General features: G+C 37.2%; 16 protein-coding genes and 1 other annotated feature. Of the genes, 13 read left to right on the top strand and 3 right to left on the bottom strand.

Annotated elements, in window-relative coordinates:
- Window positions 1-922 precede the first annotated feature (922 nt).
- Window positions 923-2266 carry a TrkH family potassium uptake protein gene (locus tag AC1DMU_RS09065; protein ID WP_088062622.1) on the top strand — a complete coding sequence of 448 codons (1344 nt, stop codon included), beginning with the start codon at window positions 923-925 and terminating at the stop codon, window positions 2264-2266.
- A gap of 33 nt (window positions 2267-2299) precedes the next feature.
- Here AC1DMU_RS09065 and AC1DMU_RS09060 read toward each other — a convergent pair whose 3' ends face one another.
- The gene (locus AC1DMU_RS09060) at window positions 2300-2692 is read right to left on the bottom strand and encodes an imidazole glycerol phosphate synthase (RefSeq protein ID WP_137012683.1); all 393 of its coding nucleotides are present in this window, start codon (window positions 2690-2692) and stop codon (window positions 2300-2302) included.
- A gap of 202 nt (window positions 2693-2894) precedes the next feature.
- On the opposite strand from AC1DMU_RS09060, the gene ytfJ reads away from it, so the two are divergent.
- Together ytfJ and AC1DMU_RS09050 are read left to right on the top strand one after the other, a co-directional pair.
- Complete coding sequence (ytfJ, locus tag AC1DMU_RS09055; RefSeq protein ID WP_053078521.1) at window positions 2895-3362, top strand: GerW family sporulation protein; 468 nt, start codon at window positions 2895-2897, stop codon at window positions 3360-3362.
- A gap of 108 nt (window positions 3363-3470) precedes the next feature.
- The gene (locus AC1DMU_RS09050; RefSeq protein WP_000608225.1) at window positions 3471-3560 is read left to right on the top strand and encodes a hypothetical protein; all 90 of its coding nucleotides are present in this window, start codon (window positions 3471-3473) and stop codon (window positions 3558-3560) included.
- A 363-nt stretch (window positions 3561-3923) separates the two neighbouring features.
- Here AC1DMU_RS09050 and AC1DMU_RS09045 read toward each other — a convergent pair whose 3' ends face one another.
- Together AC1DMU_RS09045 and AC1DMU_RS09040 are read right to left on the bottom strand one after the other, a co-directional pair.
- Window positions 3924-4163, bottom strand: coding sequence for a YkuS family protein (locus AC1DMU_RS09045; RefSeq protein WP_060489510.1), 240 nt, complete (start codon window positions 4161-4163; stop codon window positions 3924-3926).
- A gap of 86 nt (window positions 4164-4249) precedes the next feature.
- Window positions 4250-4489, bottom strand: coding sequence for a DUF3911 family protein (locus AC1DMU_RS09040; RefSeq protein ID WP_000752504.1), 240 nt, complete (start codon window positions 4487-4489; stop codon window positions 4250-4252).
- Between the two features lie 415 nt (window positions 4490-4904).
- Between AC1DMU_RS09040 and ilvE the strand changes: the two genes are divergently transcribed.
- The 10 genes from ilvE to hisG all read left to right on the top strand — a co-directional run bounded on the left by ilvE (window position 4905) and on the right by hisG (window position 16164).
- Window positions 4905-5801 (top strand): branched-chain-amino-acid transaminase, encoded by an 897-nt coding sequence (gene ilvE / locus AC1DMU_RS09035; protein ID WP_087985494.1) that lies wholly within the window; start codon window positions 4905-4907, stop codon window positions 5799-5801.
- Between the two features lie 17 nt (window positions 5802-5818).
- Window positions 5819-6046 (top strand) — a binding site (T-box leader).
- Between the two features lie 73 nt (window positions 6047-6119).
- Window positions 6120-7820, top strand: coding sequence for an acetolactate synthase large subunit (gene ilvB / locus AC1DMU_RS09030; protein WP_088062627.1), 1701 nt, complete (start codon window positions 6120-6122; stop codon window positions 7818-7820).
- Window positions 7817-8326: an acetolactate synthase small subunit gene (gene ilvN / locus AC1DMU_RS09025; RefSeq protein ID WP_000822948.1), complete on the top strand. Its 510-nt coding sequence runs from the start codon at window positions 7817-7819 to the stop codon at window positions 8324-8326. The genes ilvB and ilvN overlap by 4 nt, the downstream gene beginning before the upstream one ends.
- Window positions 8327-8346: 20 nt before the next feature.
- Complete coding sequence (gene ilvC / locus AC1DMU_RS09020; protein WP_095205719.1) at window positions 8347-9363, top strand: ketol-acid reductoisomerase; 1017 nt, start codon at window positions 8347-8349, stop codon at window positions 9361-9363.
- A 1-nt stretch (window position 9364) separates the two neighbouring features.
- Window positions 9365-10885: a 2-isopropylmalate synthase gene (gene leuA, locus AC1DMU_RS09015; protein ID WP_076536199.1), complete on the top strand. Its 1521-nt coding sequence runs from the start codon at window positions 9365-9367 to the stop codon at window positions 10883-10885.
- A gap of 79 nt (window positions 10886-10964) precedes the next feature.
- On the top strand, window positions 10965-12029 hold the full coding sequence (gene leuB, locus AC1DMU_RS09010) for a 3-isopropylmalate dehydrogenase (protein ID WP_048544933.1): 1065 nt from the start codon (window positions 10965-10967) through the stop codon (window positions 12027-12029).
- Complete coding sequence (gene leuC / locus AC1DMU_RS09005) at window positions 12029-13423, top strand: 3-isopropylmalate dehydratase large subunit (protein ID WP_088062629.1); 1395 nt, start codon at window positions 12029-12031, stop codon at window positions 13421-13423. Before leuB ends, leuC begins: the two co-directional genes overlap by 1 nt.
- Window positions 13401-13982 carry a 3-isopropylmalate dehydratase small subunit gene (gene leuD / locus AC1DMU_RS09000; RefSeq protein WP_088062631.1) on the top strand — a complete coding sequence of 194 codons (582 nt, stop codon included), beginning with the start codon at window positions 13401-13403 and terminating at the stop codon, window positions 13980-13982. The genes leuC and leuD overlap by 23 nt, the downstream gene beginning before the upstream one ends.
- A gap of 308 nt (window positions 13983-14290) precedes the next feature.
- Window positions 14291-15553 (top strand): ATP phosphoribosyltransferase regulatory subunit, encoded by a 1263-nt coding sequence (gene hisZ / locus AC1DMU_RS08995; protein ID WP_088062633.1) that lies wholly within the window; start codon window positions 14291-14293, stop codon window positions 15551-15553.
- Window positions 15529-16164, top strand: a complete 636-nt coding sequence (gene hisG / locus AC1DMU_RS08990) for an ATP phosphoribosyltransferase (RefSeq protein WP_088062646.1) — start codon at window positions 15529-15531, stop codon at window positions 16162-16164. Before hisZ ends, hisG begins: the two co-directional genes overlap by 25 nt.
- Window positions 16165-16169 lie beyond the last annotated feature (5 nt).

Below are 16169 nucleotides of genomic sequence, written 5' to 3'. Positions count from 1 at the left end.
CGATACATATACTATAAAAGTTGGATGTGACCCCCACGTGAACATAGAGTGAAAGAGAGAGGGAGTTTTAAATAGAAGATAGAGTAAACAAAAAAATAAGACCATCACAAATGACGGCCTAAGGAAGGGGACAATTTATGTCAATTTAATTAGGGATGGAAGTTGTTCAAGACACTGGGGAATGTCTTATAAATTAGGGAGGAACAACTTCGATACATATACTATAAAAGTTGGATGTGACCCCCATGTGAACATAGAGTGAAAGAGAGAGGGAGTTTTAAATAAGAGGTAGAGTAAACAAAAAATAAGACCATCACAAATGATGGCCTAAGGAAGGGGACGATTTATGTCAATTTAATTAGGGATGGAAGTTGTTCAAGACACTGGGGAATGTCTTATAAATTAGGGAGGAACAACTTCGATATATATACTATAAAAGTTGGATGTGACCCCCATGTGAACATAGAGTGAAAGAGAGAGGGAGTTTTATATAAAGTATAGAGTAAACAAAAAAATAAGACCATCGCAAATGATGGCCTAAGGAAGGGGACAATTTATGTCAATTTAATTAGGGATGGAAGTTGTTCAAGACACTGGGGAATGTCTTATAAATTAGGGAGGAACAACTTCGATACATATACTATAAAAGTTGGATGTGACCTTGATGTGAACATAGAGTGAAAGGTATGAGAATTTGAGAAATGATACATATAAAATGATTGTTGCGAGAGTTGTAGAGTACGAATAAATATAATAGAAAGTTTCTTGTCATAAAATGAAGTGGAGTTCGAGTATAAATAAAAGTTGAAATCTTTAAAAAAAAGGATTATGCTCAACTATATTATAAGAATATAAGGTTTATCCCGCTATGTAAGGTTTCTTATAAGCCTTTAGTTATGAGGGGAAAAGGGAGTTAGTGAACATGGAAGTAACAAAAAGACAAGGGCTGTATAATCGTTTTATACGATTAAATCCACCACAAATATTAGCACTAGGTTTTTTCTGCTTAATTGTGGTTGGCGGTTTGTTATTAAAGTTACCATTCGCAACGAAAGTACATATTAGTTGGGTAGATGCTTTCTTTACGGCAACGTCAGCAGCAACTGTAACCGGATTAGGAGTAGTAGATACTGCAAGTACGTTTACGATGTTTGGCGAGATTGTTATTATGTTTTTAATTCAAACAGGTGGTTTAGGTCTTATGACAATTGCCATTTTAATTGTTTGGGTATTAGGTAAAAAAATCGGGTTACGCCATCGATTATTAATCGGAGAGGCATTTAATCAAACAAATATAGGTGGTCTTGTAAAATTAGTAAAACGTGTCTTTATATTTTCAATTTGTATTGAGCTTATTGGAGTCATCTTTTTATCGTTTCGCTTTGTTCCAGAGTTTGGCTTTGGAAAAGGTGTATACTATAGTATTTTTCATGTTATTGCATCTTATAATAATGCTGGATTTGCTCTATGGCCGGATAATTTAACGAGGTATGTAGGAGATCCTATTGTTAATATAGGGATTTGCTCATTAATCGTAATTGGTGGTCTCGGTTTTACCGTATTAATTGATATATGGTATAGTCGTAGCTTTCGAAAATTATCCCTTCATTCTAAAATCATGATTGTTGGAACGGTAGCGTTAAATGTTATAGCAATGATTGTGATTTTTGTATTGGAATATAATAATGTGAAGACGTTAGGAGATTTACCTTTAAATGAAAAGTTATGGGCTTCTTTCTTCCAAGGTATTACTCCTCGTACTGCTGGATTTAATACAGTTGACTACGGGGGGATGGAAGAATCATCTATATTATTTACGATGGTTTTAATGTTTATTGGTGCAGGAAGTGTATCGACAGGTGGAGGGATTAAATTAACAACGTTTGTTATTTTAGTTACATCCGTCCTTTCTTTCTTTAGAAAAAAAGAGGAAATCGTTTTATTTCAGCGCACGATAAAAATGTCAACAGTAACGAGAGCGTTAGCCATTGCTGTTGCCAGTCAAATACTCATTTTTGCAGCAGTATTTGTATTAATGCTTACAGAAAACTTTAGTTTTATTCAGTTACTATTTGAAACAATTTCAGCGTTTGGAACAGTAGGGTTAACGATGGGGATTACTGCAAAGTTATCAGCGTTTGGAAAATGTATTATTATGTTTGTTATGTTTTGTGGATTAATTGGACCGTTAACACTTGTTTTTTCTTTAGCGCGACCAGCAAAACAAAAAATTAAATATCCATCGGAAGATGTATTTACAGGATAAGGTATCCCGCATAAGCGAGATACCTTTTTCTTTTTAAAAAAGGGAGAACAATAATCCGACAAGTGCTACTCGGAATAAAATTGCAATGAGTGCTGCAATTCCGCCGACAATCGCAGCGATACCACCAGTTACAGTAGCTCCGCGATTATAAGCGTAAATTCCTAGTAATACAGAAACAAGACCAAATAATGTTGGGAAGGTAAAGAGTGATAAGATAGATAAGGCAAGAGCGATAAAGCCAGCAGTTGATCCAGCGGCGGACGATCTTACATCATCTTTATTATCTTTCTCATCGTAATCATAATCAATGCGCTGTGGTGCAACCTCAGCTGCATATTCTTCTTTATAGTCACTATAATCACTATCTATTCTATCTCTTTTTTTATACTCATCAAATTTCTCAGTCAAAGTCATGGCTCCTTTCATAACAAGGTTCAATAGTAGTATGCATCTCTTTTTCTTTTTTATCCCGCTATTGTAGCCCGTAAACATCTGATTGCTGATGGCTAATAATCAATGGGGGATGAACAAAGCCCTGCTGATTAAAGTTTCACTTTATCCGAACGAGTACAAGGCGTAATTCCACTTAGAAGAGTAAAATTGTTTTTTTGAAATAGGAAAAGTTAGTATGACTTCCTCTATTTTGGAAAGTATAAAAAAGAATAATGAGGAAAGGGTGCAATACATAATGGAACATCCAATTGAAGATTTAATGAAAACAGCAATGACAAATTTAAAAGAGATGGTAGATGTAAATACGATTGTCGGAAGTCCAGTTTCAACAGCTGATGGAAATGTAGTATTAACAGTATCTCAAGTGGCTTTTGGTTTTGGTGCCGGCGGAAGTGACTTTAAAGGTGATTTTATTTCCGAAAAGCATAATAACGGACAAGGGCAGCATAAAGAGAAGAAGCAAAGCCATCCATTTGGAGGCGGAAGCGGGGCTGGGGTTTCTATTAGCCCAGTTGCTTTTTTAGTAGTCGGTTCTAACGGTGTGCAAGTATTACACCTCAATAGTAGTACACATTTAATTGAAAAGGCTTTAAATACGGTACCAAGCACTGTAGATAAATTTGTAAATGGTCGCCAAAAGTGAACTTGCATTTTTTAGGAATTATGATATATTAGAAAAAGTGCGCTTTAAGATGATCGGAATAATTGAACTGTAAATATATATGATGTGTGGAATAAGGGAGAGGAATTTATGATTAATATCAAAAACTTAGTAGTTGGCTTATGTATGTTAGTAAGCGGTTTTGTTGTATATGTAATAAAAGAAAAAGCTCCATTCTAAAACAGACAAACCGTTACTGTCTGTTTTTAATTTACAAAAAATGTTGACAAGTTATTGTATTAGTGTTAAAATTTTAATTCGTGTCTCGGTTACAGCTAGTGTAAAGTAAATAAATCTTATAAATATAATACGAAAAGTTTGCGAAAGATCGGGTAGTCTTACCAACAACTTTTGTGAACAAACCCTATAAATTATTATTGTAGGCTTTATATGTATACTAGTGAATCAAGGAGCGGTCAGTGGAACCGTAATGATGAGAGAGAGGTAGGGCTTTCATCCAGTATATGTTACTTTCCCGTTAGGTGAATATAAAAAAGAGGACTCCTTTTGAAAAGGAGTCCTCTTTCTTTTTGTATAATACATTTAAGTGCGGCTCTCTACTTGCTGACAAATTTCATCTGTTGTTAAACCATGAGCTGCAATTACCGATCCCTTAATTGATGCATCTGCAATACCCATCATATTAGAATCTTGCCCAGTTACAACACAACAATCGCACCCTTGTGCATCCTGTTCGGAGCCAAGGGTAACAACTTCATGTCCCTGTTGCTGAAGAGCTTGTTGAACATCTGTTAATGAGTTTTCAACGCCAATTCTAGCCATAATTCTCACCTCCTACCATCTAGTTGCTAGTATGCTCAAGTCCACTGCATATATTTATGAAAAGACGGTAGGAAGTAAATCTTTGTTTAGTCGTTATATACACCAGTAAGCATTTGACTTACGAATTGATCGTTTAAAGTATCTTGGGCAGAAGAAGTATTTGAATGAATGTCAATTGAAGCAATAAAATTATTATGTTCTTTATTATTTGGTTCTACCTCTACATAATTATCGAATTTACAAAAACCTTTCGTATCCATTAGATCAAATAGTTGAAGCATTTCTACTACCTCTTGTCTCGTTCCTTTAATTTGTACACACGCCATATTGATTTCCTCCTTCATTTTGACAAATTGTTTTTTAAAAATAGGATTATGATTACGAAACGAAAAATATGAATGTTATTTTTAGACAGCGTTATTTATATTATTTTCCCCCTTTTTCAGCAAAAGTCGTTATATATTACCGAATTTATAAAAACGGACGTCCGTTTATTGAATACAATAGATTCGTATCAATTGATGAAAATCCTTCTTTTAAACAAATATTTTTTTAGTGGAAATTGACAAAAAAAATTTTTTGACTTTTTGTAAACGTTAACAATGCTGTTAAATCAATATAATCAAAGATGTACGTACGATTAAAGATTATAAATTTTCTAAAAATTCACTTGATTTATTTAGAAAGGAGAGTAAACTAGGAAACAATAAAAAATTCATAGAACATAGGAGGCGCTTTCCAGTGAACGAGCAATGGATTTTCTTAAATGGAGAATTTGTTCCAAAAGACGAGGCAAAAGTTTCAGTATATGATCATGGTTATTTATATGGCGATGGAGTATTTGAAGGAATTAGAGTATATAGCGGTAATGTTTTCCGTTTGAGAGAGCATCTTGTCCGGTTATATGAATCAGCAAAATCCATCATGTTAGAAATTCCATATTCTTTAGATGAAGTAACGAATATTGTTGTTGAGACGATTCGACAAAATAAATTATCTAATGGATACATTCGCCTTGTTGTATCGAGAGGAGCAGGAAATCTTGGATTAGATCCTGATTCTTGTAAGAAACCGAATGTAGTAGTAATTGCAGAACAACTATCTTTATTCCCGCAAGAATATTATGAAAAGGGGATTCCAGTTGTAACAGTTGCAACGCGCCGAAACCGTCCAGATGTTTTGTCGCCTCAAGTAAAATCTTTAAATTACTTAAACAATATTTTAGTTCGTATTGAAGCGAAATTAGCTGGAGTACAAGAAGCACTTATGTTAAATGATCAAGGATACGTAGCTGAAGGCTCAGGAGATAACGTGTTTATTGTAAAAGGAAATAAATTAATTACACCACCAAGTTCTGCTGGAGCGTTAGAAGGCATTACACGAAACGCTATATTAGAAATCGGTGAAAAACTTGGATATGACGTTAGAGAAGAGTTATTTACAAGGCATGATGTATATGTAGCTGATGAAGTATTTTTAACAGGAACGGCTGCTGAAGTAATTGCTGTTACGACAGTAGATGGTAGAACGATTGGTTTAGGGCAAACAGGTCTACATACGAATCGTTTATTAGAAGAATTCCGAAAGTTAGTTGTAGAAGATGGAGAGAAGATTTACGAAGAAAATAAAGTTGGATAACAACTCTTTATAACAATAAGAAAGCGTTGAGAGGGAGGAGTAGTTGATTGTGAAGCCTCACAGAGAGTCGGTGGTTGCTGAAAACCGATGGTTCACGTCGACGAACATCGCCCTTGAGTGCTAAGCTGAAGCATTTGTCTAGGCTTAGACGGTAGCTCCGTTATTAGCTAGACTCATTTATGGGTCACTGAGGCAAGAGTATTCTTGCGAAGAAGGGTGGTACCGCGAAATCTTTCGTCCCTTCAGCACATAGCTGGAGTGTGGACGTAGGATTTTTTTTATTGATAAAAATTTTCAAAAAGGGGGCTTATAAGAACAATGTCTTCAAAAACGGAAGAGAAACTGGCAACTGGTGCACAGCTATTGTTAGAAGCGTTAGAAAAGGAAGGAGTAGAAGTGATTTTCGGTTATCCTGGTGGTGCTGTTTTACCTCTTTATGATGCACTCTATGACTGTGAAATTCCGCATATTTTAACAAGGCATGAGCAAGGAGCTATTCACGCCGCGGAAGGGTATGCCAGAATTACTGGCAATCCAGGGGTTGTCATTGCAACGAGTGGGCCAGGTGCTACAAATGTTATTACCGGTCTAGCAGATGCGATGATTGATTCATTACCACTTGTTGTATTTACAGGGCAAGTAGCAACGACGTTAATTGGAAGTGATGCTTTCCAAGAAGCGGATATTATGGGGCTTACGATGCCGGTGACAAAACATAACTATCAAGTGCGAAAGGCTTCAGATTTACCTCGAATTATTAAAGAAGCATTTCATATTGCTAGAACAGGAAGACCAGGCCCAGTCGTTATTGACCTTCCGAAAGATATGGTAGTAGAGCAAGGAGAACGCTGTAATGACGTACAAATGGATTTACCAGGATACAACCCTAATTATGAACCAAATTTACTCCAAATAAACAAATTATTACAAGCAATTAGGGCTGCAAACAAGCCGTTAATTTTAGCTGGAGCAGGTGTATTGCATGCGAAGGCTTCGAAAGAGTTAACAAGTTTTGCTCGTAAATATGAAATTCCTGTTGTGCATACATTACTTGGTCTTGGTGGGTTTCCGCCAGATGATGAACTTTTTCTAGGGATGGGAGGAATGCACGGTTCTTACACAGCCAATATGGCGTTATATGAATGCGACTTACTTATTAATATAGGTGCAAGATTCGACGATCGTCTTACTGGGAATTTAGCTTATTTTGCTAAAAAGGCGACTGTTGCGCATATCGATATTGATCCAGCCGAAATCGGAAAAAATGTGCCGACTGAAATTCCTATTGTTGCAAGTGCTAAGCGAGCTTTGGAAGTATTACTTCAACCAGAAGGAAAGAAAGAAAATCATCATGAATGGATCTCTTTACTAAAGAGTAGAAAAGAAAAGTATCCATTCTCTTATAAACGAAATTCGGAAAGTATTAAGCCTCAATACGCAATTGATATGTTATATGAAATTACGAAAGGAGAAGCGATTGTAACAACAGATGTTGGGCAACATCAAATGTGGGCGGCACAATATTATCCGCTCAAAAATCCAGATAAATGGGTAACTTCAGGAGGATTAGGAACGATGGGATTTGGGTTTCCAGCAGCAATTGGTGCGCAAATTGCAAAGCCTGAGGAACTAGTTATTGCAATTGTCGGTGACGCCGGATTTCAAATGACCTTGCAAGAATTAAGTGTGTTAAAAGAACACTCGTTGCCTGTTAAAGTATTTATCTTAAATAATGAAGCTTTAGGAATGGTAAGACAATGGCAAGATGAATTTTATAATCAAAGATACTCGCACTCTTTATTGTCGTGTCAACCAGATTTCGTCGCTCTTGCGAATGCGTATGGCATAAAAGGAGTTCGCATAGAGGATCCACTTCTTGCAAAGAAGCAAATACAGCAGGCGATTGAATTACAAGGACCAGTCGTAATTGATTGCCGTGTACTTCAATCAGAAAAGGTAATGCCGATGGTTGCGCCAGGGAAAGGTGTTCACCAAATGGAGGGAGTGGAAAAAAGGTGAAGAGAATTGTTACAGCGACAGTTCGAAATCAAAGTGGTGTGTTAAACCGAATTACGGGTGTTATGACACGAAGACATTTTAATATTGAAAGTATTTCAGTAGGTCATACGGAATCATCGGACATATCGCGGATGACGATTGTTGTACACGTTGAAAATGAACAGCAAGTGGAGCAGTTAATTAAACAACTTCATAAGCAAATTGATGTTCTGAAAGTATCAGATATTACAGAAGAAGCGATGATCGCAAGAGAACTTGCACTTATTAAAGTAGCAACATCAGTAGCAAGAGCAGAATTATATAGTTTAATTGAACCGTTTCGAGCCGCTGTAATAGATGTTGGGAAGGATTCCATAGTTGTGCAAGTAACTGGTACGCAGGAGAAAGTAGAAGCATTAATTGAATTACTTCGTCCGTATGGTTTGAAAGAAATTGCTAGAACAGGTGTAACAGCATTTACGCGTAGTATGAAAAAACAAGATAAGCAAGTTATGTTAATTCAATAATCATTTAAATATAGGGGGAAATGAAAATGACAAAAGTTTATTATGAGAAAGATGTAACGGTAAATGTATTAAAAGAAAAGAAAGTAGCAATCATTGGATATGGTTCGCAAGGTCACGCGCATGCGCAAAACTTACGTGATAACGGATTTGATGTAGTAGTAGGTTTAAGAAAAGGGAAGTCTTGGGATAAAGCGAAAGAAGATGGGTTTTCTGTATATACAGTAGCAGAAGCAGCGGAAAAAGCTGATGTAGTAATGATTCTACTACCAGATGAACTCCAGCCAGAAGTATATGAAGCGGAAATTGCGCCAAATTTAAAGGCAGGAAATTCTCTCGTTTTTGCACACGGATTTAATGTTCACTTTGATCAAGTGAAACCACCAGCTAATGTAGATGTATTTCTAGTAGCGCCAAAAGGGCCAGGTCATCTTGTGCGCCGTACATTTGCTGAAGGCGGAGCTGTTCCTGCATTATTTGCAGTATACCAAGATGCAACAGGAGTTGCGACTGAAAAGGCACTTTCTTATGCTGATGGGATTGGAGCGACGAGAGCTGGTGTATTAGAAACGACATTTAAAGAAGAAACAGAAACAGATTTATTTGGAGAGCAAGCTGTGCTTTGCGGCGGAGTAACTGCGCTAGTAAAAGCTGGATTTGAAACGTTAGTTGATGCTGGTTATCAACCGGAACTTGCATATTTTGAATGTTTACATGAACTAAAACTAATCGTTGACCTTATGTATGAAGGCGGACTTGAAAATATGAGATATTCAGTTTCAGATACAGCGCAGTGGGGCGACTTCGTATCAGGACCACGCGTTGTAACGGAAGATACGAAGAAAGCGATGGGTGCAGTGCTAGCAGAAATTCAAGATGGTACATTTGCAAGAGGCTGGATTGCAGAGCATAAAGCAGGAAAACCAAATTTCCATGCGACAAATGAGAAAGAGAATGAACATGAAATTGAAGTAGTTGGACGTAAATTACGTGAAATGATGCCGTTTGTACAGCCGCGAGTAAAGGCAGGGGTCAAATAATATGAAGCAGATTTTGTTCATGGATACGACGCTACGTGATGGCGAACAATCACCAGGAGTAAATTTAAATGAACAAGAGAAATTGCAAATTGCAAGGCAATTAGAGAGACTAGGTATTAATGTCATGGAAGCTGGTTTTGCAGCAGCTTCCGAAGGGGATTTTCAATCGGTAAAACGCATCGCAAATACCATTCAAAATGCTACAGTTATGAGTTTAGCTAGAGCGAAAGAAAGTGATATTCGAAGAGCATATGAAGCGGTGAAAGGTGCTGTATCTCCTCGTTTACACGTATTTTTAGCTACAAGTGATATTCATATGAAATATAAACTTTGTATGTCAAAAGAAGATGTATTAGATAGTATTCACCGCTCGGTTACACTCGGGAAATCATTATTTCCGACAGTACAATTTTCTGCAGAGGATGCGACAAGAACAGCAAGAGATTTTTTAGCTGAAGCAGTTGAAGTTGCGATTCGTGCAGGAGCGAATGTAATTAATATTCCAGATACAGTTGGATATACGAATCCAGAAGAATATTATTCTCTTTTTAAATACTTACAAGAATCCGTTCCTTCATATGAAAAAGCAATTTTCTCTTGTCATTGTCACGATGATCTTGGGATGGCAGTAGCAAATTCATTAGCTGCGGTTGAAGGCGGAGCGTTGCAAGTAGAAGGAACAATTAATGGAATTGGAGAAAGAGCAGGTAATGCGGCGCTAGAAGAGGTCGCAGTTGCTCTTCATATTAGAAAAGATTTCTATAAGGCGGAGTCTTCTATGACGCTAAAAGAAATTAAAGCGACGAGTACATTAGTAAGCAGATTAACAGGTATGGTTGTACCGAAAAATAAAGCGATTGTTGGAGCGAATGCTTTTGCTCATGAATCCGGAATTCATCAAGATGGTGTTTTAAAAGAAGTGACAACATATGAAATTATTGAACCAGCGCTAATAGGCGAATCTCAAAATCTATTCGTACTTGGAAAACATTCTGGACGTCACGCGTTTACAGAAAAAATGAAAGAGCTTGGCTATGAATTTACAAAGGAAGAACGAGATGCGGTGTTTGAAGCGTTCAAAAAATTAGCTGATCGTAAGAAGGAAATTACTGAGGAAGATTTACGTGCACTTATGCTTGGTGAAGCAGCATTTGCAGCTCAGCAATATAACATTACGCAACTACAAGTTCATTTCGTATCAAATAGTACACAATGCGCGACAGTTGTACTAAAAGACGAAGAAGGAAATGCATACGAAGATGCAGCCACTGGTTCTGGTAGTATTGAGGCGATCTATAATGCAATCCAAAGAATTTTAGGATTAGAATGTGAATTGGCGGATTATCGCATACAATCTATTACACAAGGTCAAGACGCACTGGCTCATGTTCATGTTGAATTAAAAGAAGGAACGCATCAAGTATCAGGTTTTGGTGTTGCGCAAGATGTATTGGAAGCGTCGGCAAGAGCATATGTCCATGCAGCAGGGAAATTAAAATCTCTGATAGCGCTTGTGAAATAAGTGTTTGATGGGTGAGGGAGAAGTTTCCTTACCTATCAAATTAAAGTTCTGAAAATTCAGTTAAAAAGGAGTGTTGAAATTGGAAAAACGTATCGTTTGTTTAGCTGGTGATGGTGTTGGCCCAGAAATTATGGAAAGTGCGAAAGAAGTATTGCATATGGTAGAAAGGTTATATGGACATCATTTTCACTTACAAGATGAGTACTTTGGCGGGAGTGCTATCGATTTAAATGGGCAACCATTACCACAACGAACGCTTGCCGCTTGTTTAGCAAGTGATGCGGTTTTACTTGGAGCGGTTGGTGGACCAAGGTGGGATAGCGCGAAAGAAAGACCGGAGAAAGGATTATTAGCTCTAAGAAAAGGACTTGGAGTATTTGCGAACGTTCGCCCTGTAACGGTAGAAAGCGCAACGGCACATTTATCGCCATTAAAAAACGCTGATGAAATTGATTTCGTTGTTGTTCGTGAATTAACAGGCGGAATTTATTTTTCTTATCCGAAAGAACGAACGGACGAAGTAGCAACAGATACACTTACGTATCATCGTCATGAAATTGAACGGATCGTTTCTTATGCCTTTCAATTAGCGAGTAAGCGGAAGAAAAAAGTAACATCTATTGATAAGGCGAATGTTTTAGAATCTAGTAAACTATGGAGAACTGTTACGGAAGAAGTAGCACTTCGTTATCCAGACGTTGAACTAGAACATATTTTAGTAGATGCAGCTGCGATGGAGTTAATTCGGAATCCAGGACGGTTTGATGTAATTGTAACGGAAAATTTATTTGGGGATATTTTGAGTGACGAGGCTTCAGTATTAGCGGGATCATTAGGAATGCTTCCATCAGCAAGTCACGCGGAAAAGGGGCCTTCATTATACGAGCCTATTCACGGATCAGCACCGGATATTGCCGGGAAAAATAAGGCGAATCCAATTGCAATGATGCGCTCTGTTGCAATGATGCTTGGGCAATCATTTGAGTTAACGAGAGAAGGGAATGCAATTGAATCTGCGATATCTGCAGTTCTTAAATTAGGAAAATGTACAGCAGATATCGGAGGAGATGAGACGACAACTTCATTTACGAAGGCAGTTATACAAGAGATGGAAGAGCAAGCGTTAGTAGGGAGAGGGAGATAATGGGAAAAAGGCTGCTAGATAAACTTTGGGAAAGACACGTAGTTACGACAAACGAAAATGGATTAGATTTATTATATATCGATCTTCATCTTGTTCATGAAGTAACGTCACCGCAAGCCTTTGAAGGCTTGCGGCTTACAAATCGAACGGTTCGCAGATCGGATTTAACATTCGCAACGATGGATCATAATATTCCAACGAAAGATGTTTGGAATATTACCGATCGCATTGCGAAGCAGCAACTAGATACACTCCGGGAAAATTGTAAACAATTTCAGGTGCCGTTAGCGGATATCGGGGATGAAGAGCAAGGGATTGTTCATGTTATCGGACCAGAACTTGGACTTACACAACCAGGAAAAACAATTGTTTGTGGTGATAGTCATACAGCAACGCATGGTGCGTTTGGCGCACTAGCATTTGGCATTGGTACGAGTGAAGTGGAGCATGTATTGGCAACGCAAACGTTATGGCAACGAAAGCCGAAAGCGATGGGGATTGAGTTAAAAGGAAAATTACAGAAAGGTGTTTACGCAAAAGATATTATTTTGCATTTCCTTTCAAAGTACGGTGTAGCAGTTGGAACTGGATATGTAATGGAATTTTACGGAGATACGATTGAGGCTATGGAGATGGAAGAGAGAATGACGCTTTGTAATATGGCAATTGAGGGAGGAGCAAAGGCTGGTATTATAGCACCAGATGAAAAAACATTTGCTTATGTAAAAGGACGTAAATATGCACCGAAAGAATTTGAAACATTCGAGAAGAAATGGTCTGAACTTTATACAGATTCAGATGCAATTTATGATTTGCATATTTCGATAGATGTGACGGATTTAGCACCGTACGTTACATGGGGAACAAACCCGAGTATGGGTGTTCGTATTGATGAAAAATTGCCAGAAAAGCAGGATACAAATGACGAAAGAGCATTTTCTTATATGGGATTAAGCCCTGGACAAAGCACGTATGACATTCCTGTTCAGCATGTTTTCATTGGATCTTGTACAAATTCCAGGCTTTCTGATTTAGAAATTGCTGCATCTGTTGTGAAAGGGAGAAAGGTAAAAGAAGGTGTGCGAGCGCTCGTTGTGCCTGGATCGAAAAGAGTAAGAGAAGCTGCGATGCAAAAAGGGCTACATCACATATTTGAAGAAGCTGGATTTGAATGGAGAGAACCTGGATGTTCAATGTGTCTTGGAATGAATCCAGATCAAGTACCTGAAGGAGAACATTGTGCTTCGACTTCAAATCGTAATTTTGAAGGAAGACAAGGAAAAGGGGCACGAACACATTTAGTTAGCCCGGCAATGGCGGCAGCAGCTGCGTTATACGGTCATTTTGTTGATACTAGAAAGGAGAGTTATGATGGAGCCATTTCGTATTCATAAAGGTACTGCTGCAGTACTGATGAATAATAACATTGATACAGATCAAATTATTCCGAAGCAATACTTAAAGAGAATTGAAAGGACGGGATTTGGAAAATATTTATTCGATGAATGGCGTTATGATAATAACCGCCATGAAAACCCTAATTTTCCGCTTAATGCACAAAATAGAAAAGGAGCAAGTATATTAATTACAGGTGATAATTTTGGTTGTGGTTCTTCAAGAGAACATGCTCCGTGGGCGCTTGCTGATTATGGTTTTCGCGTTATTATCGCTGGCGGGTTTGCAGATATTTTTTATATGAATTGTATGAAAAATGGTATGTTACCAATTGAAATGGATAAAGAAATGCGAGAACAACTTGCCATAACGGATGCGAGAGAACAAATAGAAGTAGATTTAGAGAATGAGGTAATTAAAACAAGTACGCACAGGTTTCATTTTACAATCGAGAAAATGTGGAAAGAGAAATTATTAAATGGTCTAGACGAAATTAGTATTACGATGCAATATGAACAAGAAATTGTAGAGTATGAAAGGAGAGTAGCTTTACAGTAATAAATAACGGAATGTTCAAAAAGTATTTACATTCAGAATTAAGTATTATATACTATGTAAAAATCAGAGGAGAAAGGGAGTAAGTATTATGAATATCATGCAATCTATTAAAGTGCTTACACAACTACATCATCATACATAAAGCCCTTGAACCTAGCGTGAAAACGTGTAGGTACAAGGGTTATTCCCGTTGTACCTACACTCTACTAAAGAGCCTTGTAGGTATTTTGTCTACAAGGCTCTTTTTATTTTCGGTTTAGGTGAATGAAATGAGCATACATTAGAAAGGGAAAGGTGTGAGAATTTAGATGACAAAATGGAAACGTGCAAACCCAAATGGAACGAGAGACTATTTATTCGAAGAATGTACGTTAATTGAAGAAGTGGAGCAAAAATTAAGACGTACTTTTTTAGGGCGAGGTTATGAGGAAATAAGGACACCTACAATTGAATTTTATGATGTTTTTGCCTTTCAAAATAGACCGATAGATGAAGAAAAGATGTATAAATTTTTTGATGAAAAGGGACGGATTATCGTGTTACGTCCAGATATGACAATTCCTTTAGCGAGAGTGATGGGAACGCAGAGGTGGGATACGCCGCTTAAACTGACGTATGGCGGGAATGTATTTAGGGCGAATGAGTCCCTTACTGGAAAATATAATGAAATTGTACAAAGTGGTATTGAAATTATAGGTATTGATAATGTAAGAGCTGAAATTGAATGCGTCATAAGCGTCATTCAATCACTTCAAAAGGTGAAGGTACAATCTTTTACAATAGAGATTGGGCAAGTGCAATTATATAAATGTATTGTAAAAAAACTCTCCATTCATGAGGAAGAAGAGAGAGTACTTAGGACATACATTGAAAGTAAAAATTATGCGGCTCTATCAAATTTTATTAGAGAAAAGAAATTAGATCGATGTGATGAAACAGTAAGATTACTTGAGAAGTTACCAAGGCTATTTGGGAACTTAGAAGTGATTGAGGAAGCAGAAAAACTCGCCTCAAGTAATGAAATGAAAATGGCGATTGCAAGAGTGAAAGAAATATATGAAGCAATTGAAAAACTAGGCTATGGATCTTACATATCAATTGATTTAGGTATGATCCAACATTTAGATTACTATACGGGAGTTATTTTCAAAGGGTATATATATGAAATAGGAGAAGAAATTGTTAGTGGCGGAAGGTATGATGAGTTAATTGGAAATTTTGGAGAGATGCTGCCGGCTGTTGGACTCGCGGTGCAAGTCAATCAAATTGTGAAGGCGCTGCAAGAGCAACAAGAACCATATGAACGAAAGGGAATAGATATTATTATTCATTATGAGTTAAATAGATTAGCAGAAGCGGAAAGATTACGAAATTTACTTCAAAAGGACGGGAAAAAAGTAGAGCTATCCTTATTCTCTAATGTAAATGACACCTTTCAATTTGCAAGAAAAAATCAAATAGTAACGGTCGTTGAGGCGAAGAACGAATCATTAGTGGAATATGTATGGAAAGAGAAATGGGTAGTCCAGAAAGAAGGAGAAACTTCATGCGTAACATTCAAATTGCGTTAACGAAGGGAAGATTAGAAAAACATGTGATTCCGCTCTTTGAGCAGATTGGAATTGATTGTTCGGAGCTCAAAAATAAAGGACGAAAGCTTGTTTTTCAAAGTAAAAATACAGATATCTCATTTATTTTAGTGAAAGCAGTAGATGTTGCTACTTATGTAGAACATGGAGTAGCTGATATTGGGGTCGTTGGAAAAGATATTTTAATGGAAAACGAGAAAGATATTTATGAAATGTTAGATTTAGGAGTGGGCGTGTGTAAGTTTTGTGTTGCTTCTATTCCTACGTATAATCCGAAGAGCTACCGAAAGAAACGCATTGCGACGAAATATCCACATATTACTTCTAACTATTTTCATGATAAAGGGGAGGATGTAGAAATTATTAAAATAGAAGGTTCTGTAGAAATCGCTCCTATTCTTGGATTGGCAGATGCAATTGTTGATATTGTGGAAACAGGAAAAACATTACAAGAAAATGGGCTCATTGTATTTGAGGAAATGTATTCTATATCTGCTCGGATGATTGTAAATAAGGCTGCATTAAAAACTAAAAAAGACGAAATATTCAGTATTGTAAATATGATGGAGCAAGAAATTTTGTCAGGAAAATAGGGGGA

The sequence above is a fragment of the Bacillus sp. 01N45 genome (assembly GCF_056399205.1).
Note: the sequence above shows the minus strand (reverse complement) of the source record. Positions and strands in the feature narration are given on the sequence as shown.